Source organism: Vibrio kagoshimensis (assembly GCF_050337535.1).
Lineage (GTDB): Bacteria > Pseudomonadota > Gammaproteobacteria > Enterobacterales > Vibrionaceae > Vibrio > Vibrio gallaecicus.
In genome coordinates, this window is sequence record NZ_JAKJSZ010000008.1 from 165,451 (window position 1) to 188,879 (window position 23,429).

Sequence of the window (23,429 nt, forward strand, 5' to 3'; positions counted from 1 at the left end):
ACCTAAAAAGTTACTAAAGGAAATGGTAATACACATGAACGTTCAGTGGTCCAAAAAAAAACTCATCGCAACTTCGATTGCATCTATTTTACTCGCCGGGTGTGGCGGTGGTAGTGACGGTGGTTCATCTACTCCTACCGATCCAGGTAATGGCTCTTTAAGCATCACCTCAACTGCAGTAACAACTGCGACTGAAGATATTCTCTACCAGTACCAATTAACAACTGATTACGCCGATGCTGTTAGCTATTCAGGGACGAATTTACCAACAGAAATGACACTTAGTACTGATGGCTTACTAACTTGGACGCCAGTCGAAAACGTTTTAACCTCAGATGAAATAACGATCAATGTAGAATCGAATTCAGATAACACACTTAAAGACTCCCAGAGCTTTACTATTCAAGTGACTCCCGTCAATGACCCTGTAGTCGTATCTTCAATACAACCTCTTTCTGTAGAGTCTGGGCAATCGATTACTCATCAAATACAAGTTACCGATCCAGATGATGAAAATAACGGAACCGATATACTTTTCTCTTTACGCAATGCACCAGCTGGTTTAACAGTATCGCCTACTGGCGAGCTGTCCATCTCTTCAACTGTGACCGCTTCAATCGATCATTCGGTGACGGTTTTGGTACAAGATGGATTAGAAGATAATGCGCAAGTCTCTGAAACAACTTTTGACCTATCAGAATTATTTTACTACTACGTAAATGGACAAGTTGCTAGCTATTATACCAATGACGTAATACCAGCAAGTACCGTTAAAGTTTCAAATGACGGTCAATTAATCAATCAAGGTCAAACAACAGCCGAAGGTACGTATTCGATAAAAGTACTCGATACTTCTCTTGATCAGTCATTACCATTGATTGTATCTGCAGACGCGGTCGGTTTCTCCGAAGCTTCTGAGGCTAAATCATTTGGTGAGCTTTCTTCTGAGATCAACCTTTTCTTACCAGAAGTTCACGCTTCAGTTACCTTTGATAGCCAAGCTCCCTCTAACTTACAGGTCGACAATGAAACGCTAGTGACTGTTGAAGCACAAAGTTTTGTGAACCAACAAGGCGAAGTGGTAACTGGTGATATATCTTCAGAACTTTTCATCATTGACCCAAGTTTAGATATTGACCTAATGCCTGGTGAAATGGTTACCGAGACACCTCAAGGTGATAGCGTACCAATCGAATCATTTGGTGCTATCACTGCAACATTCACCGACAGTGAAGGCAATGACCTTCAATTAGCTGACGGTAAAGTAGCTGAGGTAAGAATACCAGCATCAGGAAATAACCCACCCGCAACTATCCCTCTTTTCTACTATGATGACATCCAAGGTATTTGGGTCGAAGAAGGAACCGCAACTCTAGAAAATGGCTACTACGTTGGTCAAGTTTCTCACTTTACGACTTGGAATGCTGACCGTATTTATGAAACCATCTATGTAGATGGCTGTGTAGTCGACAAGGAAGACCTACCAATTGCAAATGCAAGAATCCGCTCTGAAGGTGTCGATTACAATGGCAGATCATCGGCTTATAGTGACGACCAAGGTGTATTCCGAATCCCAGTAAGACAAGAGAGTACAGTGCTGATTTCTGCAGAAAGCAACTACCAAAGCCGTACAGAAACAGTTCATACCAATACAACTGATAAAACGATAACTGAATGTCTAACACTTGATGATGCAACAACTAAGATTCAGCTCACGTGGGGCGAAAACCCAAGAGATTTAGATACCCACTTCTACGGACCTGACGGACAAGACGGGCGTTTCCATGTTTACTATTCGAATAAGAACTTCAACCAAGCAGGAAATAACATTTACTTAGATGTGGATGATACCTCTAGCTACGGTCCTGAAATCGTAACTATTCCTGATTACACAGTACCAGGGACGTACCGCTACGCTATTTACAAGTACTCTGGTAACGGTGAGATTAGACATAATGAAACTAAAGTTGAGCTTATCTTAGAAGGCAATCGAACAGTATTTACTCCGCCTGAAGGTACAGCAACACGCTGGTGGCATGTATTTGAAATCGAAGTGGCTGCTGATTTAACCCAAACTTTGACTCCTATTAATATCTGGTCAAACACTGATCCTGATTCTGCGAATGAGAATGCGGCACCTCAAGCTCAGTCTCGCTCAGCAGACGTAACAGAATCGAAAGGTATTGCTGAAACATTACTAGAAGAAAAGTACTACGCTAAATAACGATACTTTTCAGATACAATAAACAAAGAGTTAAGTACCTATAAATAAAAAGCCCTCAAATTGAGGGCTTTTTTGTGCTTCAAGCAATTGCTAAACATCAAAATAAAGCTAACTTCTAAAAACGCCCTTGGTAAGTAAACTGATATTTACCTTGCGAATCAGGGTTACCTAGCCATTTCAGTTGGCTTTGCATTGCAGTAGGGAATTCAGCACCAGGCTTAAACCAAGCCGAAGTCTTATAGCGTTTATTCGGTGTTAATTCAGCAGAGAACTCACTTGTTACGTTAGGGCTATTTTGCTCACCCTTAGCCGATATCGTATTTTCTTGGCAAGTAATATCAGCGATAACTGGACCAAGATCCAACGCACCAATTGGCGACTCAACACCCGCACTTGACCATGCTAGTGTCCCTTCAGCTTCTTGGCACCATGGCTGACCATGTAAAGCATGCTTAATAGTTAGCTCCACTTGCCCAGCAACAGAAACAGGGACTGGAATACTCGGAGCATAATCGAGTATCTTTTCTGCAGGCATAGTCGCGACTAAATTCTCAGCATAAATACCAGCTAGGCTGTAGCCAACATAACCTTTACCACGAAGAGTCATATCACTGTTACGGCCAAAACGTACCGCTAGCTCAGCTTTTGCCTGAAGCAATTTACTGAACTGAAAATCCCACTGTACCGAACCATAATTAACTCGTTGCCATGATATATTCTGAGCACTGCCCTTCCATAGCGAACCTTCTACTCCTTCAATACTCAAACCTCGAACAGGTGGCACTTGTTTCAAGGCAAAAGAAGCCGGCAGGTGAAGAATGAGGCTGACTGAAAAGCAACCGACAAAAACACTACTAAATAGCAGCCCACGTTTAGTAAATAAACCTAGCTTCACGTTATCCTCGCTTAAACTGTAGGCGGTTAATTTCAATAACACCCGGGCTTTCAGCACGGTCAATATCCATAAACTCTACTTCAACACCCTGCTTTTCCTTTAGATACGTTATCCAGTCTATGAACTGGTTAAATGAAACCGGGTTTATCCACACTTGAAGCATTTCACCGCGAGGCTGAACACGAATTAAATCAATTTTATAACGACGTATTGAGGATGATACAACTTGGTTCAGTGGCTGATTTGAGGCTTTCAGCCCACCACTTCCGCGCAGTTCAACAATTTCATCTGCTTTATCTGTCACCCATGCCAATAGCTGCTTTTCACTCTGAATACGAGTTTGAGCAAGCTCTGCCCGTTGGCTTAAGGGTTGTAATACCCCCCAATAAATCAATCCAACCACAAGCAACAATGAACATGCGATCATTAATCGCTGCTCTCTCTGGCTTACTGAACTCCACCACGCTTGGAGTGGCTCAATCATTTTTTTCATCACTGATCTCCTAACGTTTTATTGACGAGCTTTTAAAGTGAAGCTGCCAAATACCGACTCACCATTACGGTTCAACGGACCTTGTTCAACATCAAATTGCTCTGATAGCTTGGCATTAGCGCTTTCAAAACTTTGGAAGTCAGCACTCTTCGCTTGTAGGCGAACCTCTGAACGATTGCCATCATACTTAATGCTTTCAATCTCAATCGCCGTCACTGTGCCTAATGTTTTAGGTAGTAAAGTCAGCCAGCTAAGTAAAGATTCATCCGATCCAGAACCACCCAAACTGCTTGCCTCATCATTCATCTGACGCTTCAAATAGCTTACTGTTGGGATCTTACGTTTATTGGGAAATACCGTTCTAAATATCCGCTCACTTTCCGTTCGGTAAGCTTGAGCTTGTGTTTCATACTGCTGAACTAACAACACTTGCTGAGTCACTAAAACAGCAATTAATAGCGACGCAGCAATCGCGACTTTTTGCCAAATTCGCCAATACTTACTAAAAGATGATTTCGCTTTAAAGCTGCCACTCAGTAAGTTAATACTGCTGGTAATGGCTTGCTGGCTTAGCAAAGACATGATCAATTCAGCAGGCTTTGCTTGCCACGCCACGCGGCTTTGTTCAATCACATCTGAGCTTGGTAACGACGTATAACAATGAATGCTTGGTCCATTTTCATGATCCAGCCAATCTGTTTGTAGAAACAGTGCAAGCCAATCATTATCGACAGAAACCGCTTGGTATTCACCTTGACGAAGCAACCACTGAGAATCGATTTGTACAGCCGACACTCCTTCGTCTTCAACAGGTAATGCCAAAATATCAGGAAGGACTTTACGAACGGTAATGTTCACTTGTTTAAAGTCATCCATGATTTGGCTTAACCACGCTCTATCCACACCACATACCGTGGCATGAGTGGCACTCTTTTCCAAGATAGTAAAATGAAGGTCTTCAACATCTTGCGCGATTTCATCTTCTAATAAAAAAGGCAGCATGGAATCAAACTGTCTTGCAGCCCCTTTCGGGATTTCGACATGATTCAGTAAACAATCATTACCAGACAACAACGCAATACAAGTGCGTTGCTCGGCATAAGGTGTCAATTCTTCTAATTGATGCCAACCAGCAAGCTCACCACTTGCGATGACTTCCTGTTGACTTGTCGACCAGACCAACCATGGTACTGGGCTTTGTGGTTCGCTACTCAGCCGAACGGTCAGAAACTCGCTCACTGATCCCTCCAAAACGACGGCGTACTACCGTCACGGTTTTTCGATTATCACTATAGAAAAGGCTGCGAATTCTCACGCGAGACTTCTCCACTAAAATTTCTGCATCTAACTCAAAATAAGCACTATCAACAGCCAAATAAGACTTGGCTGACTTTTTAACCGCAGAGCTCACTGCGGCAACAGACGCTTCCGCCATAAAATCATCGATGCTATCCCAACCATCAAATGGTCTATTTTTAATGAGCTCTTTGGCATTACTTTCACTTAAATTTGGCGAAAACATTGCCACTAAAATAGGAGTTTGCTTTTCAGATAAGGTATTCACATTTAAGCGAAAATCATCCGTTGGCAAGGCGCACACTAAGGGAGCGACTTTTTCTATAACATCACCAGACACTTGATAAATTGCTCGAAGTTCAGAGCTGTCAGCAAGCAAACCATTCGCAGCAACATACGAAGGGCTCATAGATTCATAAGTGCTGTCTTCCACACCTGTGGATGAAGAAGTGCTGCTATTACTGTCAACAAACTCCCATGTGGAGTGTGCAATCACTTCTGCCTGATAAGGCTCAACTTCGACTTCTTCAAGCAAGGCTTGCCACACAGTGACTAAGTAAGGCGATTTACTTGAGCCCGTACTACTTTTTGCTTCAGCAAGCGCATTCAGATTAAAGCATGCTTGCTTATCAAGGATTCGACCAGAAACTTGTCCATAGTCCAAAGGAAACACTTGCTCTTCCAATGCCCAAGGCTGGTTTAGGTTGACTGTATCGCTATCTTTATAACTTTGTTCAATACCCACTTCAGCTAAACTTTCAATACCAATGCTGTACCAGTAAGCTTGCTGATAATTGAGTTGGTTTCCTACTCGTTTGAATTGAGTAAAAAGACGCTCAGACATGCTACCAGCGATGCCCGCCATGATCGCTAACAGCATCAAAATTACAATTAAAGCCACACCAGACTGACGATGCTTAGGCCTTAAAGACCTAGACTTTAGGGTGCCCGCTTTTGAATTGCTAGCTTTTGAAGTATTAGCTCTTGAAGTACTCGTTCTTGGAAACTTATCCATTGTCAGAACCTTCTGAGCTATCACTATCACTGGCACGAGTCACCTTTCCGTCTGGTGTTAAATAAACTCGCTCAACGTCACCATAGTCTTCAAGTGTGAGGATAAATTTTACGGCTTTGGGTAACGTTAGCTGCGCAGCCCATTCTTTTAGCCAGTTTTTTCCATCATAGAATTCCAACTCAAAACTTTCGACATTCGACAGCATGGGTGTAATAACGCCAAGTTGACCTGCAGGTGTATCTGGGTAACGCCACCAAACTCGCTCTAGTGCCTTTTCCTTTATGCGATAACCAACTTTTGTGACTTCACCGCGTGGAAATTGTTGTTGAGGGTTATGCCAACCTAACCGAGTAAACATCACTCCGTTACTGTCTGAATCTAATAAATAAGGCTGGGAAAAAATCAGCTTAGAAGATGCGTTTTCACCGTCCGTTCGAAATTGGCGTAATGCCATTTGGCGAAAATCATTGTCTAAGATGACTAAAGATCGTTGTAGCTCATTCAACCGAGCGCTACGTTCTATGGATACTTCATTACTGCGCTGAATTTGGCTCACAACCTGATAAGCAGCCATACTCAAAGTGGCAAAAATCGCAATAGATACCAAGACTTCAATCAGTGTGAAGCCTTTGTTTCTAGACTTAGATGGAAGTGACTTTAGACTAGCTCGATACGTATTCATCTGGTGCTTATTAATTCGGGACATAGCTGCGCACCGTCACAACAGGAGAGGAGGTTTTACTTGTTGCAACACTGACATCAAAAGCTTTCAACAAACTATCACTAGTCGCGATAGGGGTAACGGTCCAAAACCATTGGCGTCCTGCCATTTCTTGTTCACCCTTAGATTTTTTTAATTTATCAGGGTGTAACATCACCATCGCCATTTGGTTATCGACCACAATTGAGGCAAATGTTTTTTCTTCCAAATACCCTAATGTATTGATGTGCTGAGTCACCGCACGAATAACACTGATCGCTGCGGTTGCAAAAATTGCTAATGCTACAAGCACCTCTAGTAACGTCATACCACGAGTAGTATGAAGGCGTTTACTTTTCTTCATCAAGTATTTCTCCTGGTGCCAGCAAGGTTATCACCCCGTTATCTGTTACTTGAATACGCCAACCATCTTCGACGGTGTCACCCACATTCGGATGGAATGAAAGAATAAAAGGCGTGATTTCAGCACTCGAAAGAATAAAAACTTGAGGAGGCTTAGGTTTACTTTTCTCTTCAACCTCAGCAAACATGTCTTCATCAAACAGGCTACCAGGAGTAAATAGCCTGTCGCTATCAGCCCAAGCTCCACCACCTAATGTGAGTGATAAAGATTGATCTTCAGACAATTCAGTTAAAGACGGGATCTTTTCAAAATCAGTATCTTGCCAGCCATCGGAATTAAGGGACATCAAGGTATAAGTGGATTTTTTCTCATCAATACGTATCCCAAAATCCAACCCACTTAATATAGCTTCTTCATTGAGTAGTTGAATCCGCTGATAAAAACTCTGCGCATAACGCTTAGTTTCATCTTTGCTGTTGGTTGGGATTGTTGCAATAACCGCCATGGCAGTCACTGATAGCAACACGAGTACCAATAATATTTCAATTAAAGTAAAACCTTGCGAGTGCTGGCGAGAGCGAGAGGCTTGGAACATATTGGTTCTTAAAGCCCCTTTATCTTTTGGCAAGTCACTCAACTTATTAGGTTCACTTACACAATGAAACCTTGTTGGTTTTCGCATCACTATCAATCTATGCAAACTGCGTTGACGTATTCAACAAGCCGAAGCTTATTGATAGTCTTGCATGTTCCAGTTACCGATATCTGCCATCACACCTTCACCACCTTCTTGGCCATCAGCACCAAGCGTAAAGATATCAATGTTGCCATTGTCACCAGGGCTTAAGTACTGGTATGCGTTACCCCATGGGTCATTAGGTAGACGTTTGATGTAACCACCATCGCGGTAGTTACGCGGTTCTGGGCTGCTTGGCTTAGAAACCAAAGCATCCAAACCTTGATCTGTTGTTGGGTAAACACTGTTATCAAGCTTATACATATCCAATGCATTTTCTAACGCAACAATATCTGTAATGGCTTTTTGTTGATCCGCTTTCTCTTTGTTTCCTAGCAAATTAGGTACAACAAAACTGGCTAATACGCCTAAAATCACAACAACAACCATTACTTCAAGTAAGGTAAAGCCAGACTGTTTCTTCATTTTATTTTTCATTATTTTCTCCATATAACGGGCTAAGGTATTAGATCAAGATGACCTCTACTCCTTAGTTCCAAATTGTTCGACAAGTGCCATTAACCATTAAAATTAGCTATTAGCCACTCATCAAATTATTCATTTCCAGCATTGGCATTAAGGTTGCCATTACAATAAACAAAACCAAACCAGCCATCAAAGCAATTAAGGCTGGGGTAAAGATGCCTAAGGCGATATTTACCGTTGATTCAAAGCTTTGATCTTGGTTATCTGCCGCGCGAGTCAGCATCGACTCTAACTGACCACTTTGCTCACCACTGGCAATCATGTGTAGCATCATTGGCGGAAACAGCTTAGTTTGATCCAGTGCTTTTCGTAAACTCGCACCTTCTCGCACACTGTCTGATGCCAGTAAAACCTGCTGCTTAACATGATGGTTAGACATGACATCAACGGCCACCTTCATCCCTTCAAGAATCGGAATGGCGCTTGAAGTACATATGGAAAGCGTACGAGCAAAACGAGCCGTATTGATGCCTTTCGCAATTTTACCAATTAAAGGTAAAACCAATAACTTTCTATCCCAACTCATTCGTACTGACGGTTTCTTCAATACCGTTTTTAACAGCATAAATGCACCGACTGTCAGCAATAACAGTTGGATGCCCCAATTCTGAATAAATTCACTGGATGCGAGTAAAAATTGTGTGGATTGAGGAAGTTCTTGTCCCATCTGAATAATAGGTTCGACAATTTTTGGCACAACCGTAGCAAGAAGAAATGACACGATTGAGACAGCAAAAACCACCAGCACAACCGGGTAAATCATGGCTTGCATCAGCTTTGAACGCATTTTTTGACGATTCTCTGCGTAGTCTGCCAATCTTTCGAGCACAGCATCTAAATGCCCTGATTTTTCACCAGCGGCCACCATTGCACGAAACAGCTCATCAAAAATATGAGGATAATCAGCAAGACTATCTGCCAGCGTATAACCCTCTGTTACTTTTGAACGAACGGCTAATAACATGGTACGAATACGAGGTTTTTCTGATTGCTCAGCGACCGCTTTTAGACACTCTTCAAGTGGCATACCTGATTGAACAAGTGTCGATATCTGACGAGTAATCAGCGCTAGATCTGGCGTACTGATACCACGTTTGAAGCCCGTTGGTTGTCCACTAGACTTGGTCGACTTCGCTTTCGCTTCGGTCATATCTACAGGAATCAAACCCTGCTCTTTTAGACGTTGGCGAGCTTGGCGAGCATTATCAGCTTCAATCGAACCTTTTTTATGTTTGCCTTTCGAGTCCAAGGCTTTGTATTCAAACGCCGCCATCTATACTTCCTTGGTCACTCGCATCACTTCCTCAAGAGATGTGATGCCTTGTCTTACTTTCAGCAAACCGTCATCACGAATACTTGGAGTCGTGCTACGAATCGCTTTCTCAATAGCCTGCTCACCCGATTCACTATGGATAAGCTCTTGTACTGAATCATCAATCATCAACAACTCATGAATACCGGTACGACCGCGGTAACCTTTTTGATTACAGTGTTCACACCCTTTTGCATGATAAAGTGTTAAGTCATCTTTCTTTTTCAGACCAAAGATTTTCTTCTGTTCTTTGTCCGCTTCATAAGGTTCTTTGCAATCCTTACATAAAGTACGAACCAATCGTTGGGCTAATACGCCAAGTAAAGAAGAAGAAATAAGGAAAGGCTCAATGCCCATATCACGTAGACGAGTAATGGCACCCACTGCGGTATTGGTATGCAACGTAGACATAACCAAGTGACCCGTTAAAGACGCTTGAACTGCAATTTCAGCGGTTTCTAAATCACGAATCTCACCGATCATCACGACATCAGGATCTTGGCGCAAAATGGCACGTAAGCCGCGCGCAAAAGTCATATCAACTTTAGGGTTAACCTGTGTTTGACCAATGCCATCAATATCAAATTCAATCGGGTCTTCAACGGTCAAAATATTTCGTTCGTTACTGTTGAGTTCTTGCAGACCAGCATAAAGCGTGGTGGATTTACCTGAACCCGTAGGACCAGTAACCAAGATAATACCGTGCGGGCGTTGGATCAGCTTACGGAAATTTTCGTGATTTTCACCAGTCATACCAAGGCTGTGGAGATCCAGACGCGTAGCATTTTTATCAAGTAAACGCATTACCACGCGCTCACCATGAGAAGAAGGCATGGTGGATACACGAACGTCTACTGCTCGCCCCCCAATACGCAACGAAATACGACCATCTTGTGGCACGCGTTTTTCCGCAATGTCCATTTTAGACATGACTTTTACACGAGAAACCAACAAAGGTGCAAGCTTGCGACTTGGTGCTAATACATCACGTAAAACACCATCAATACGGAAACGAATACACAAAGACTTTTCAAACGTTTCGATGTGGATATCCGATGCGCCTTCTTTGATTGCTTCACCAAGCATCGCATTGATTAACTTGATGATTGGAGCGTCATCTTCCGATTCTAATAAATCTTCATCTTGTGGCAGTTCTTCTGCTAAGGAAAAGAAATCATCACTATCCGCGCCGATATCTTCCATTAACTGGCGAGCTTCTGAAGAATCTCGCTGATACGCTTGAGTAAGTTTGGTATCAAAGTCACTGGCTGAGATTGCAACAGGTGTGAAGCCACCTTTCACCACTCTACGCACTTCTAAAATGGCAGAAGCATTAAGAGGCTCAACAAAGTAAAGACTTGGTGGACGTTCAGGGTGCTGATATTCCAGCACCATTTTATAACGGTTTGCGAAGCTAAACGGTAAACGTTGATAAGCTCGCGCCATATCGACCATTTCTGCCATTATTTCGCTTCCATTTGCATTTGATCAATAAAGGCTTGGATTTCAGCTGGGTGCCTGATGTCATCACCAAACTTAGGTAGAACTGGAATATTGTCATTGTCCATCAACTTCAGACCTTGCTCGAGTTTGAACAATTGCTCTGCACGAATGTAGTTGTATTTACGCTGTGTAATACCATCGGCAGTCATACCATCGCGGATGATTGTCGGCTTAATGAAGACCATTAGGTTCTTCTTCTCAACCTGAGTGCTGGTTGATTTAAATAGGTGACCGATTACTGGGATATCACCTAATAGTGGCACTTTTGATTCACTTTCAAGCGCACGTTCATCAATCAAACCGCCAAGTACTAGCATTTGTCCATCTTGTACAATCACTGACGTGTTCAGTTGGCGTTTAGCAAAACGTACATCCACTGCGCCATTTGCACCTAAAACGTTAGACACTTCTTGTTCGATATTCAGCTGAACAGAATCACCTTCGTTAATCTGTGGCACCACTTTTAGTTTGATACCCACTTCTTTACGATCAACAGTTTGGAATGGGTTGTCGTTGCTTGAACCCGCCGTTGAACCCGTTAGTACTGGCACTTCTTCACCTACGATGAAAGAGGCTTCACCGTTATCCATCACTGTAATACTTGGAGAAGACAGAATGTTCGAGTTTGAGTCTGTCGCTACTGCACTGATTAATGCTGTCCAGTCACCCATTGCTAAGCTTACCGCAGCCCCATTCACGCCAGAAAGTGCAGATGCTAGAGTTGAGTAATCACCTTCTTCTGTTGTAGTTTCATTACGTAGGAACTTACCATCCGAGTCATAAACAGCAGTGGTGGTTGTGGTGTCTTTTGCTTCTTCTAAGCCAACCATTACACCGCCAATTGACGCACCAGTGTTTCCATATTGGATCATGGCACCCGTTTCTAGATTACCCCATTGAACACCGAGATTAACGCCATCACCTTCCGCCATTTCTACAATTAAAGCTTCAATCAATACTTGAGCTCGACGAATATCAAGCTGAGCGATCACGTCTTGTAGAGCATTCATAATGTCTGGTTGAGCAGTAATCACCAGTGAGTTGGTTTCTACATGAGCCGCGATCATCACTTGGTTACGGTTTGCATTCTTGCTCTTACTTGACGACTGCTTTTCAGATTGTAGGTTATCTGACACACCCTTAAGTACATCAACTAAATCTTCTGCTTTAGCATATTTTAGGTAAACAACTTGGTTGTTACCTTTTGTCGCCATCTCTACATCTAGCTGCTCAATCAGCTTTCTTAGACGGCTACGAACTTTAGGATCACCAGAAATAAGAATAGAGTTAGTACGATCATCAGCGACTAGTTTTGGCTGTAAGAAAGCAGGAGTACTTTTCGCGTCTGTTGTCTTATTTAAAGCATCGACGATTCTTACCATTTCAGCAGCCGATGCATTTTTTAGATCGACAACTTCAATTTCTTTATCACCCGCTTGGTCAACACGTTTAATGATTTCCGCAAGACGGTTCACAACCGCGGCACGACCAGTAATCAAAATGATATTCGCTGGATCATAGTGAACAACGTTACCTGCGCCAGCATTATCATTTAGCTGACGTAATAGCGGTGATAATTCACGAACCGATACATTACGAACCGCAACAACACGTGTAATTACGCTATCGCCTTGGATAGAGTCACGATCACCAACCACAGGAATGGCTGAAGTTTTAGAGTCTTTTGCTTTAATGATCTTAAGTACGCCAGATTCCATTTCAACAACAGCGTAGCCATACACTTCTAATACGTTGAGGAAGAAGCTGTAGTATTGCTCTTCATCAAGTACGTCGTAGCTGCGTACATCAATTTTACCTCGTACCGAAGGGTCAACGATGATCGTTTTTTCTAGGTTACGTCCAACAATATTAATAAATTCTTGGATATCTGTGCCTTTGAAGCTTGCACTAAAATCATTGGCGATAGCGGCTGGTGAACAAACCAAGCTTCCTGCTAGTAACCATGCACTTTTCTTAAACCAATGTTTCACGTTTTTCTCCTGCATTTTCGCCCAAATTCTGGCAAAAAGTCTTAAAATTCAATAAATATATCATGTTGCTGACCGTCTCTTTCAACAGTAATGCTGAGCTCTGATTGTTCTTGTAATGTACGAAATACCTTGCCCATAGCGGCAGGATCTGTGAGGTCATTACCATTCAACTGAATTGCAATATCACCCGATTCGAGCCCAACAGACTTAAATAGTTCCGGCGCTTTACCAGGACTAACACGATAGCCCAGTACGTTTCCATCTCGCTTAACCTGCGATAAACGAACGTACTGAAATAGCTGCTGTGGGTCCTTTGCGATAAGTGCTTTAATTTCCGACAATTTATCAGCAGAACTTGGGTTATTTCCACGGTTTGAAGGGGCCGGCTTTGCTTTCATTTGTGTAGCTGAAAGCTTTTTATATTCACGCCCATCTAACATTAAAGTTTCATCACGACCTGAATTATCAATAATTACACGGTCAATAAGTACGGCTTTGAGTTTTGCTCTCGTACCTTCAATTTCTTCATTGATCCCGTAAGTCGCTTGCTTACCGCGATTGGCAATAACGGCAAGACTAAGATTTGGGTTAGAACTCGCCACCGCCCCAACTAACACTAAGTTAAGTCGTGTTTTCGGTGCGTCAGTCACCACGGGCTGCTCAACAACGGGCGCAACTACTTGGCTGTAAGCACCAAATAGATTGCCTTTCTGTAAAGCTGAAATATCTAAAGATGCTTGCTGACGGTTCGATGAGGAGATACTGGCTTTCCAAGGTGTGACAGATTGCTCTGATGGCTGGATAAACCATACTAACTGACCTAAGATCCATGCTGTGATACCAAGTAGTATGCAGCAAGTTAGTACACTGATCTTTTGCTGGAATACTGTTCCATTCTGTAATAACCGGTTTAATGCAGGAAACCTATCAAGCCCACTACCGAGTTCTAATAACTTCACTCGTCTACAATCCTTTCAATACTCTAAGGGCCACAATGTTGTCGCTCTCAACTGACTAACCTTAGTGACAATATATAAGCCACAATGATTACAACATCATATAGTCATAGGTTTTTCGACTATACCACAAACCCCAATTTCGCAAGTGACTCAGCAGCTATTTTGCAATGAACCTTGAAAAAAATAGGTCGCGACACCACTTTAGCTTCTACGAAATGATTGCTCAGTCCCTTATCGTGATTTTACACACAACAATACTGAATAATTTATATCTACAATATTTCAATATAATGAGGCGCAGCGCCGTATGAAAACTCCTAATGAAGCTGTCAGGCTAGATAAATGGTTATGGGCAGCTCGCTTTTACAAAACTCGCTCAATTGCTCGTAATATGGTCGATGGTGGTAAAGTCCACTATAATGGTCAACGCAGTAAACCAAGCAAAATTGTCGAACTTGGGGCCGTAATTTTACTGCGTCAGGGTAATGAAGAGAAAACCGTTACGATCGAAAAAATTTCCGATCAACGACGTGGAGCTCCAGAAGCTCAAACTCTCTACGCCGAAACGCAAGAAAGCGTAGCAAAACGTGAAACATTCGCTGAGCAACGAAGGTTACACGCACAAAACCCAAGCCCTGAGCGCCGACCTGACAAAAAGCAGCGTCGCGACATCATCAAATTCAAGAGTCAATAAGCTGGAAGGAATAGCCACATGGCAAATAACGTTTTAAATCGCTACCTATTTGAAGACCTATCTGTACGCGGTGAATTGGTGCAACTGGATGAAGCATACCAAAATATCATTTCTAGCAAGGAATACCCTGTAGCGGTTCAAAAACTACTTGGTGAGCTATTAGTTTCTACGACTCTTCTTACTGCAACATTAAAGTTTGAAGGCTCAATCACAATGCAACTGCAAGGTGACGGTCCTGTTTCCCTTGCTGTGATTAATGGCGACAATGATCAAAAAATCCGTGGTGTCGCTCGTTTTGAAGGTGAGATCGCAGATGATGCTGGTCTTCACGATTTGATGGGTAAAGGTCACTTAGTGATCACTATCGATCCGAAAAAAGGCGAACGCTACCAAGGTATCGTAGGTCTTGAAGGCAATACATTAGCTGAAGTGCTTGAAGGGTACTTTGCTAATTCTGAACAGCTAAAGACGCGCCTATGGCTGCGTACTGGCGAACATGAAGGGAAAGCTCACGCTGCTGGTATGCTTCTACAAATCATGCCGGATGGCACTGGCTCTCCAGATGACTTTGAACATTTAGAGCAATTAACAGATACAGTTAAAAATGAAGAGCTATTCTCTTTAGAAGCGAATGATCTGCTTTACCGTTTATACAACCAAGAAAAGGTTCAGGTGTTTACACCACAACAAGTCGAATTTTTCTGTGGGTGTTCTCGTGAACGAAGTGGTGCTGCGATCATCACCGTTGCTCAAGAAGAGATTTACGACATCATTAGTACTGAAGGCAGTGTGGCACTTCACTGTGATTACTGTGGCACAAACTACGCGTTCGACAAAACTGATGTGGACGCTTTATATGCTCAAGCGGCAGATAAAGGCAATAATACGGTTCATTAATTTCACCCGTACAGTAAAGACGTAATTTACCCAAAAAAAGGCCTGCACTACGCGGGCCTTTTTGTGATCTAAGGTCAGTAAATACGGGACTTTAACGTAAGAAAAGCACCGCTTAATTTTAGTCAATTAATAAAGCATTTTGCTCTAGCGCAAAGGTTTGCGCACAGGATAGACTAGCTAGGCCAATATGTGACGAGACACTTAAAACCCTATGGTTGATATGGATATTTTTTGAGCTATATCCCTGTTTTCCCCCAGTCTCGTTGCTAGCATGGTGAGCAGATAACAATAAAAAATTAATAAAAAATCCCTACAAAATATCCTACAAGGAGCACCTATGACTGTTATGGAACATACAAAGGCTGCACAAATTGATCTAACTAAGCACGGACTTACTGGCGTTACTGAGGTTCTTCGCAACCCAAGCTACGAACAGTTATTCGTTGAAGAAACACTTCCAGGTTTAGAAGGCTACGAAAAAGGTGTAGTCACAGAGCTTGGTTCTGTTGCTGTTGACACTGGTATCTTTACTGGCCGCTCACCGAAAGATAAATACATTGTAAAAGATGACACAACACGCGATACCATGTGGTGGTCAGATCAAGGCAAAAATGACAATAAAGCAATTACTACTGAAGTATGGAGCGAGCTAAAAGAATTAGTTACGACTCAACTATCTGGTAAACGCCTATTTGTAATTGACGGTTATTGTGGTGCAAACCCAGACACTCGCCTAAGTGTTCGAATTATTACTGAAGTGGCGTGGCAAGCTCATTTCGTTAAAAACATGTTCATCCGCCCATCAGAAGAAGAATTAGCAACGTTTGAACCAGATTTCGTGGTAATGAATGGTGCTAAAACAACCAACCCTAACTGGGAAAAACAAGGTCTTAATTCAGAAAACTTCGTCGCATTCAACCTAACTGAGCGCGTACAAGTCATTGGCGGTACTTGGTATGGCGGTGAAATGAAGAAAGGCATGTTTGCAATGATGAACTACTTGCTACCTCTGCAAGGTATTGCATCAATGCACTGTAGTGCTAACGTCGGCGAAGAAGGCGATGTTGCGGTATTCTTCGGTCTTTCTGGTACAGGTAAAACAACACTGTCAACAGATCCTAAGCGTCAACTCATTGGTGATGATGAGCACGGCTGGGATGACGACGGTATCTTCAACTTTGAAGGCGGTTGTTACGCTAAGACCATCCGCTTATCTAAAGAAGCAGAACCTGAAATCTACAATGCGATTCGTCGTGATGCTCTATTAGAAAACGTCACCGTTCGTGGCGATGGCTCTATCAACTTTGATGATGGTTCTAAAACAGAAAACACTCGTGTTTCTTACCCAATTCATCATATTGATAACATTGTTAAACCAGTATCAAAAGCGGGTCATGCTCAGAAAGTTATCTTCTTAACAGCCGATGCTTTTGGGGTTCTACCACCTGTGTCTAAGCTGACACCAGAGCAAACGAAGTACCACTTCCTATCTGGCTTTACAGCGAAACTGGCAGGTACAGAGCGTGGTATCACTGAACCAACACCTACGTTCTCTGCGGCATTCGGTGCGGCATTCCTAACTCTTCACCCAACTCAGTACGCTGAAGTGCTTGTGAAGCGTATGGAAGCGGCTGGCGCTGAAGCTTACCTAGTAAATACTGGTTGGAATGGTTCTGGTAAGCGTATTTCAATTCAAGACACACGTGGCATCATTGATGCGATTCTTGATGGCTCTATTGATAATGCTGAAACGAAAGTTATCCCTATGTTTAACTTAGAGATCCCACTTTCTTTGCATGACGTTGACCCAACGATTCTGGACCCTCGTGATACCTACACTGACCCACTACAATGGGAAAGCAAAGCGAAAGATCTAGCAGAACGCTTCATCAACAACTTTGATAAGTACACTGACAACGACGAAGGTAAAGCACTGGTTGCAGCAGGTCCTCAGCTAGACTAAGCGAATAGCTAAACTGGCTTCAGACTTGTGTTAAAAGTGATATTTTTGTAGCAAGCCCCTCTTTTGAGGGGCTTTTTTGTTGCTGTTACACTTTTTTTGCTCCACTCTACTTCAAGGCTTAATGAGACTTTAAGGTATTCAAGGAATGAAAAAAGCACTGATGGCTTTTGGTATTGTGTTATCAATAATGATAGCAACCGTTGCCGCGTTGCTATTAAGCCTGCAAACCTCTTATCGTGTAGATATCGCCAACTCGATTCTTAAACAAACGGCGACTTACCCCATTACGATTGAAGACATTGCTTACAACGCCCCTTATCAGCTCTCGCTATCAGGAGTTCAACTTGGGCAAGAGAATCCCTTATATATTGATCAAATCACGCTGTGGTTAAGCTCCGATACGCTTAAAACGAGAAGCTGGATTTTCGATAGCGTACTTATCGACGGTCTTAACCTTCAACAGACTAGATCGTCACTACTATCCGCTTCGGCTTTTCTTAACAAGCACAACATTCTTCTTCATCAATTAGCATTCAATAACCTCGACTTTGCCCACGAAGGTGTATCTCCAGGTGAAACCTTTAGCGCCCGAAGCCTCAACCTACAAATTACTGAGCCCACTTGGGAAAGTGAACAACAAGTTTTTCCCTACGGAAAACTGCAGCTAAGTGCTGAGCAAATTTACTGGCAAGATGAGGCCATAGACAATTTATTAATTGATGTTGACTACAAACCTAAAGACAGCACCGCTTACGGGGTATCTTTTTTATGGCGAGACGCACAAGTTTCAGGACAAGCAGAGCAGTTTGACCAAGCTTGGTCATTAATCAACGTCACTATTGATGGATTAAGACTTAATGAGCAACAAGCCAAAAATATTCTTACGAAAGATTGGAGCCTAAGTGCTTTTAAGATCAACCACCTCAATAGCGTCGATATATTACGAAGTGATGTTCAGTGGCAAGATGGGCACTTTGCTGGGTTTGATATTTCACTAGAAAATATCCAACTTCCATTTAAACAATGGCAACAAAATAAAGGCAGTATTTCCATTCAAGCGAATAGCTTAACTTTAGGTCAGCATATTTGGGTGGAACCGAGTGTGAAGCTAAGTTTAATGCCAGACACTATCATTGTGGATGACTTATTTACTCAATGGTTGCAAGGCAGCATTCAGCTCAGCGGAGAAATCACTCCAGATTCAATGCGCCTTAATCAACTCTCAATTCAGGGGGTTAAATGGTTTAAAGAGGAAGCTAAAAATCAAGTTTTACCTTCATTCATTAACTCTGAGTGGTTAAGTGACCTCAAAGATTTATCCATAAACGAACTCAACATAGAGCGCAGTCAGTTTATCCAACTTGCCCAGCATCCCTATTGGCAAGTTTCCGGTTTTAATGTTGAAGGTCAGCAATTAACAATAGTAAAGAATCGCAAGCTGGGGCTATGGCAGGGGCAACTTAGAGCCAGTGCTAATAATGCCAGTTACCAAAGCATTGTGAGTTCACATCCTTTGCTCGAAATGAACAGTAATCAAGGTGTATGGCAATTAACGCGCTTCTTTGCTCCACTTGAGCGTGGATATGTGGATGCACACTCAACGTTTGATTTTTCGAAGCCAAGTCAGCCTTGGAGTCTATCTCTCACAGCTGATGGATTACCCATCACACCATTCACCAACTTGCTAGCTCTGCCATTTGAAGTCACAGGGCTTAGTGAATTTGAACTGCAAGCCAGCGGTTTAGGCGGTGATCTGTTGATGTTTAGCCACACTCTCGACGGTCAGGTAACCGGTAGCATTAGAAATGGAGAATTGGTTTTTCCTGCACATCATTCTCAAACCGATCAACCTCGAATCGAAAATGCGAATTTTGAAATTCCAGAGTTAGCAATAAACGCAGATAGGGGACGATTGGAGCTATCTCCCGCAGAGATATCAGGGAAAGATTGGAATGGAGATATAAGAGGGAAACTTGATTTGTCACAGGTACAAGAAAGTACATTATTCATGTCGTTAAGCAACGAATGTGCTCGTTATAGTGGTAAACCAAACGATATTAAATTCTCACAAGATAACCATTGCCAATCAAAAAACGCAGATCAACTAAATACCACTCAACTAAACGCCACCCAACCTGAGTAGCGCTTTATGGTGAACGATGTGCATGCACTGCAGGTAAATCAGATTGCGCTGTCATTACACTTTGAGCTGTAATAACACCTGAAGCGAAATGAACAGCTAGGCTGTTATTGGTTCATCAGTATTATCTGGAACCGTCAGCACCTTCTTATAATCAGGAAGAAGCATGTAAGTTCCCACGAAATCGACAGCCGCGACGTCGCCACTAAAAATGGTCACATGAATGATAATTCGAGCTTTACGACCAGAAGCTAAACGGTCTAAATCACCACTGATACCGTCTAGTGATGTTGAAGCCACTGGGTTTTGTTCAACAGGATGTCGATAGCGAATATTACTGTCTGCTAAAACGATATCACCCGTGAGGTTGCGCTCTTTCATGAGTAACCATGTCATCCCCCACCCAGTTAATGTAGCTAAGGTGAAAGCAGAACCTGCAAACATTGTATTATGTGGGTTCAAATTAGGGTTCAGCTGAGCACTACATTCAAATTGATAACCAGTATATTGGTTAATTTTGATTCCCATCTTATCGCTGATAGGGATTTGATGTTCCCAACGCTGCTGCAACTCATTACACCATTCAGGCTTTCTCAATACATCTGCCATTGGGTCTAAATGCTTCACCATTTGCTGGTGACGAACCGGACCACGCTGGTCATTAATCTCACCTCGGCGCTCAAAGCTATTTTTCTCATAAAATGAGATGGCATCTTCACGGGCGTTACATACTAAGCGCTTAGCGCCTTCTTGCCTCGCTAATGACTCCAAAGCAACCAAGATCAATGAACCCATACCTTTACTACGACGGGAATTTTTTACCGCCATATAGCGTATTTGGCCTTCAGAATCAGACGTAATGTATAAGCGACCAATCGCCATTGGCCGGCCTCGACCATCAACAATCATTCGATGGTGGCTCATGGGATCATATTCATCACGTTCCGATCCAACTGGCATACGCCAAGGCTCTCGGAGCATTTGCCATCTAAAGTGGTAATACTTGTTGAGTTGATTTTCAGTTGTCGGAGTAATGAGTTTAAACATGCTTGTCCTTTTTAAGCCTAAACTTGTAGCCAGAATGTCACCGGTCCATCATTGACGAGCGACACTTTCATATCCGCCGCAAATTGACCGCGCTCTGTGGGCAGTACTAACTCGCATTGTTCAGAAAAATAGTCATAAAGACGTTCAGCTTCACTAGGGTGAGCACCACGAGAAAAACCCGCACGCGTCCCTTTTTTAGTATCCGCAGGTAACGTAAATTGTGATACCACGAGTACCTTACCATTAACTTGTTGAACATTAAGGTTCATCTTACCTGCTTCATCCTCAAAGACGCGGTAAGTTGTCACACGTTCTACTAGACGTTTAGCTTTTGCTTCATCATCATCACGCTCAACACCTAATAATACCAATAGACCTTGGTCTATTTCGCCAACAACCTCACCATTTACTCGAACGGCGGCTTCACTCACTCTTTGGATCAGTGCTATCACTCGGATTCCCTTTTACTACAACAGTAGAATTATCAAGAGAGTGTACCATTTCTTGATTCTCTCTCCACTGTTCCTGCTCCCCTAGCGCAGCCGTCACTTCGGCACCAACCAAAACAATTAACCAGCATAAATATACCCAAACAAATAAGATTGGAATTGCCGCGAGTGCACCATAGATCAATTGATAAGAAGGGAACTGAGTAATGTAATCAGCAAAACCCTTTTTACTGAGTTCGAATAGAATAGCGGCAACAAGAGAACCAATGACCGCATGAGAAAAATGTACTTTTTTGTTCGGCACTAGTAAGTACAACCCAACAAATGCACAGAATGACAAAATAAAAGGTAATTTACGTAATAAGGTATGGTAGATCCCAGACACAGCTTCATGCTGTATCACATTTAAAGACGTAATATACGAGGTTGCCGCAATACTGGCACCAACCAAGATAGGACCAAGAGTCAACACCATCCAATACATAGAGAATGACAAGACAGCACGTCTTTTGTCTGTCACTCGCCAGATATAGTTCAGGTTTTTATCTATATTGGATATCAACATCAATGCTGCAACAAACAAGAAAGCACTACCAACTGCCGTCATCTTGCCGGTATTTGCAACGAAATCTAACAATGCACCGTGAACAGCGTCTCCGGCGGCTGGCACAAAGTTATTAATAATAAAGCTCTGTAGCACTATACCGACATCAGAGAAAACAGAAAATGAAGACAAAATAGACAGTAAAACCGTCAGCATAGGGACAATTGACAGCAAGGTTATATAAGCCAAATAACCGGCATTCACATTTACTCTGTCGTGCTTCATACGCACGAGTAAATAACGAAAAAACATCATCACGAGTGCCATTCCCTTTGCAATCTTCAACTTGTAACTCCTTTGTAACTCGTTCATAGTTCTAAGTAATACTTCCGCTATTTACCAATAGGAATCAAGGATGCCTTATTTACTCGTCATTATGCTATCTATTTTTACATTGACTGGATGTCAATCGGCATATTATTCAGCGATGGAGCAAGTCGGTTACCACAAGCGTGACATCATGGTTGATCGGGTAGAAGACGCTAAAGAGTCTCAACAAGATGCTCAAGAGGAATTTACCAGCGCCTTAGAAGCCCTCACTGCATTAACAAAGTTTAATGGTGGTGAACTGGAAGGCATGTATAACCAAGTCAATGACAAATACCAAGACAGCGAAAAAGCCGCTCAAAATGTCAGTGACCGAATTGCAGCGATAGAAGATGTATCAGACGCATTATTTGATGAATGGCAAGCTGAATTAGAACTCTACACAAGCAGTTCACTTCGCCGTTCCAGCGAGCAAAAGTTACGAGAAACTAAAGCCTCATACAAAACCATGCTTTCAGCAATGAAACGAGCTGAAAAGAAAATGGACCCAGTACTGAACACACTAAGAGACAATACTTTGTATTTAAAACATAACCTTAATGCTAGTGCGGTAGGTTCTTTACAAGGTGAGTTCATGAGCTTAGAGAAAGACATTGCTTATGCGATCAAGCAAATGAATACCGCGATTGCCGAGTCAGATAAGTTTTTAGAGCGACTCAATACTCAGTAAAATTAAGCTCAGCCATATTGAACTAAATAACATTTTAAAAGACAGCTCTATACTCTTCATAGGGTTGTCTTTCCCAAAAGTTATAACCCCCACTCGATGTTATCTCACGCCTAAACTTTCTCTGTTTGTAAGTTAAGATACTGCTCAACAAAACTCACTCGTTCAGCTACTTTTCCCCATGGCACATCGACCACTTCAAAACCCACCCCTTGATAAGCCTCAATTAAAGCTTGGTGAATTTCTAATGCTCCATCAAATGGATAGGGACGAACATCATCTTGAACATACACAGATACTTCAGGTCGGCAGAAAAAGACTTGGCTATGATAACCTTGGCACTCTTCAATATAACTCGCCGGAATAGTCAGATTCTGTTGCTTTAAATACCCGAAAATATCTGGGATAGCACGGTCTAAAAATACAGTATCAACGCGGCCCGATTGTCTCTTTTGCTGCCTCATAGAAATAAAACATAACTCAGCAAAAGCTTTCATATTAGCCCATGGAAGAATGCCATTATCTAGCTGACTTTGCTCTTCAATGAGAATACGAGAAACCTCTGGATACGTAGTATAACCAGCACTTGAAAGCGCATTAATCAGCGTCGTTTTCCCAGCACCTGGTCCACCCGTGATGATAATCGGCAGCATGGTTTTCCTTTATG

Annotated in this window: 22 protein-coding genes; 6 read left to right on the forward strand and 16 right to left on the reverse strand. The window is 42.5% G+C overall.

The annotated features are described in order from the left end of the window. Nucleotides 1–34: 34 nt before the first annotated feature. The gene (locus tag L4C37_RS09530; protein WP_429768435.1) at nt 35–2,224 is read left to right on the forward strand and encodes a putative Ig domain-containing protein; all 2,190 of its coding nucleotides are present in this window, start codon (nt 35–37) and stop codon (nt 2,222–2,224) included. A gap of 115 nt (nt 2,225–2,339) precedes the next feature. On the opposite strand, the gene L4C37_RS09535 is transcribed toward L4C37_RS09530, so the two are convergent. From L4C37_RS09535 to gspC, 12 genes are all read right to left on the reverse strand, one after another. Then, complete coding sequence (locus L4C37_RS09535; RefSeq protein WP_429768436.1) at nt 2,340–3,119, reverse strand: type II secretion system protein N; 780 nt, start codon at nt 3,117–3,119, stop codon at nt 2,340–2,342. 1 nt (nt 3,120) lies between these two features. After that, nucleotides 3,121–3,612: a type II secretion system protein M gene (locus tag L4C37_RS09540; protein WP_137373963.1), complete on the reverse strand. Its 492-nt coding sequence runs from the start codon at nt 3,610–3,612 to the stop codon at nt 3,121–3,123. A gap of 18 nt (nt 3,613–3,630) precedes the next feature. Continuing rightward, nucleotides 3,631–4,851 (reverse strand): type II secretion system protein GspL, encoded by a 1,221-nt coding sequence (gspL, locus tag L4C37_RS09545; RefSeq protein ID WP_429768437.1) that lies wholly within the window; start codon nt 4,849–4,851, stop codon nt 3,631–3,633. Continuing rightward, nucleotides 4,820–5,923 (reverse strand): type II secretion system minor pseudopilin GspK, encoded by a 1,104-nt coding sequence (gene gspK / locus L4C37_RS09550; RefSeq protein ID WP_429768438.1) that lies wholly within the window; start codon nt 5,921–5,923, stop codon nt 4,820–4,822. Before gspK ends, gspL begins: the two co-directional genes overlap by 32 nt. Further along, nucleotides 5,916–6,605 (reverse strand): type II secretion system minor pseudopilin GspJ, encoded by a 690-nt coding sequence (gene gspJ / locus L4C37_RS09555; protein WP_429768475.1) that lies wholly within the window; start codon nt 6,603–6,605, stop codon nt 5,916–5,918. The genes gspK and gspJ overlap by 8 nt, the downstream gene beginning before the upstream one ends. A gap of 10 nt (nt 6,606–6,615) precedes the next feature. Beyond that, entirely contained in the window at nt 6,616–6,987 is a 372-nt protein-coding gene (gene gspI / locus L4C37_RS09560; protein WP_429768439.1) for a type II secretion system minor pseudopilin GspI, read from the reverse strand. Continuing rightward, a complete protein-coding gene (gspH, locus tag L4C37_RS09565; RefSeq protein WP_137374127.1) occupies nt 6,974–7,582 on the reverse strand; it encodes a type II secretion system minor pseudopilin GspH in 609 nt (202 codons plus the stop codon). Before gspH ends, gspI begins: the two co-directional genes overlap by 14 nt. A gap of 135 nt (nt 7,583–7,717) precedes the next feature. Further along, nucleotides 7,718–8,161 carry a type II secretion system major pseudopilin GspG gene (gene gspG, locus L4C37_RS09570; protein WP_137373958.1) on the reverse strand — a complete coding sequence of 148 codons (444 nt, stop codon included), beginning with the start codon at nt 8,159–8,161 and terminating at the stop codon, nt 7,718–7,720. Between the two features lie 100 nt (nt 8,162–8,261). Beyond that, entirely contained in the window at nt 8,262–9,482 is a 1,221-nt protein-coding gene (gene gspF, locus L4C37_RS09575; protein WP_429768440.1) for a type II secretion system inner membrane protein GspF, read from the reverse strand. Further along, entirely contained in the window at nt 9,483–10,985 is a 1,503-nt protein-coding gene (gene gspE / locus L4C37_RS09580) for a type II secretion system ATPase GspE (protein ID WP_429768441.1), read from the reverse strand. It lies immediately after the preceding gene. After that, on the reverse strand, nt 10,985–13,015 hold the full coding sequence (gene gspD / locus L4C37_RS09585) for a type II secretion system secretin GspD (RefSeq protein ID WP_137373955.1): 2,031 nt from the start codon (nt 13,013–13,015) through the stop codon (nt 10,985–10,987). The genes gspE and gspD overlap by 1 nt, the downstream gene beginning before the upstream one ends. Before the next feature lie 41 nt (nt 13,016–13,056). Next, nucleotides 13,057–13,974 (reverse strand): type II secretion system protein GspC, encoded by a 918-nt coding sequence (gene gspC, locus L4C37_RS09590; protein ID WP_137373954.1) that lies wholly within the window; start codon nt 13,972–13,974, stop codon nt 13,057–13,059. A gap of 307 nt (nt 13,975–14,281) precedes the next feature. On the opposite strand from gspC, the gene hslR reads away from it, so the two are divergent. The 4 genes from hslR to L4C37_RS09610 all read left to right on the forward strand — a co-directional run bounded on the left by hslR (nt 14,282) and on the right by L4C37_RS09610 (nt 19,671). Then, complete coding sequence (gene hslR / locus L4C37_RS09595) at nt 14,282–14,668, forward strand: ribosome-associated heat shock protein Hsp15 (RefSeq protein ID WP_137373953.1); 387 nt, start codon at nt 14,282–14,284, stop codon at nt 14,666–14,668. 18 nt (nt 14,669–14,686) lie between these two features. After that, entirely contained in the window at nt 14,687–15,565 is an 879-nt protein-coding gene (gene hslO, locus L4C37_RS09600; RefSeq protein WP_137373952.1) for an Hsp33 family molecular chaperone HslO, read from the forward strand. Nucleotides 15,566–15,902: 337 nt separating this feature from the next. Continuing rightward, nucleotides 15,903–17,528 carry a phosphoenolpyruvate carboxykinase (ATP) gene (gene pckA, locus L4C37_RS09605; protein WP_137373951.1) on the forward strand — a complete coding sequence of 542 codons (1,626 nt, stop codon included), beginning with the start codon at nt 15,903–15,905 and terminating at the stop codon, nt 17,526–17,528. A gap of 145 nt (nt 17,529–17,673) precedes the next feature. Next, entirely contained in the window at nt 17,674–19,671 is a 1,998-nt protein-coding gene (locus tag L4C37_RS09610) for an AsmA family protein (RefSeq protein ID WP_429768442.1), read from the forward strand. Between the two features lie 96 nt (nt 19,672–19,767). Here L4C37_RS09610 and L4C37_RS09615 read toward each other — a convergent pair whose 3' ends face one another. From L4C37_RS09615 to L4C37_RS09625, 3 genes are read right to left on the reverse strand one after another with little or no spacing between them, the layout of a single operon-like run. Further along, entirely contained in the window at nt 19,768–20,715 is a 948-nt protein-coding gene (locus L4C37_RS09615; RefSeq protein WP_171734651.1) for a bifunctional GNAT family N-acetyltransferase/hotdog fold thioesterase, read from the reverse strand. 17 nt (nt 20,716–20,732) lie between these two features. Continuing rightward, on the reverse strand, nt 20,733–21,167 hold the full coding sequence (gene dtd, locus L4C37_RS09620) for a D-aminoacyl-tRNA deacylase (protein WP_137373948.1): 435 nt from the start codon (nt 21,165–21,167) through the stop codon (nt 20,733–20,735). After that, nucleotides 21,139–22,080 carry a virulence factor BrkB family protein gene (locus tag L4C37_RS09625; RefSeq protein ID WP_429768443.1) on the reverse strand — a complete coding sequence of 314 codons (942 nt, stop codon included), beginning with the start codon at nt 22,078–22,080 and terminating at the stop codon, nt 21,139–21,141. The genes dtd and L4C37_RS09625 overlap by 29 nt, the downstream gene beginning before the upstream one ends. A 43-nt stretch (nt 22,081–22,123) precedes the next feature. Between L4C37_RS09625 and L4C37_RS09630 the strand changes: the two genes are divergently transcribed. Further along, the gene (locus L4C37_RS09630) at nt 22,124–22,765 is read left to right on the forward strand and encodes a DUF2959 domain-containing protein (RefSeq protein ID WP_273294540.1); all 642 of its coding nucleotides are present in this window, start codon (nt 22,124–22,126) and stop codon (nt 22,763–22,765) included. A gap of 110 nt (nt 22,766–22,875) precedes the next feature. On the opposite strand, the gene L4C37_RS09635 is transcribed toward L4C37_RS09630, so the two are convergent. Beyond that, the gene (locus tag L4C37_RS09635; protein ID WP_429768444.1) at nt 22,876–23,415 is read right to left on the reverse strand and encodes an AAA family ATPase; all 540 of its coding nucleotides are present in this window, start codon (nt 23,413–23,415) and stop codon (nt 22,876–22,878) included. Between the last annotated feature and the right edge of the window lie 14 nt (nt 23,416–23,429).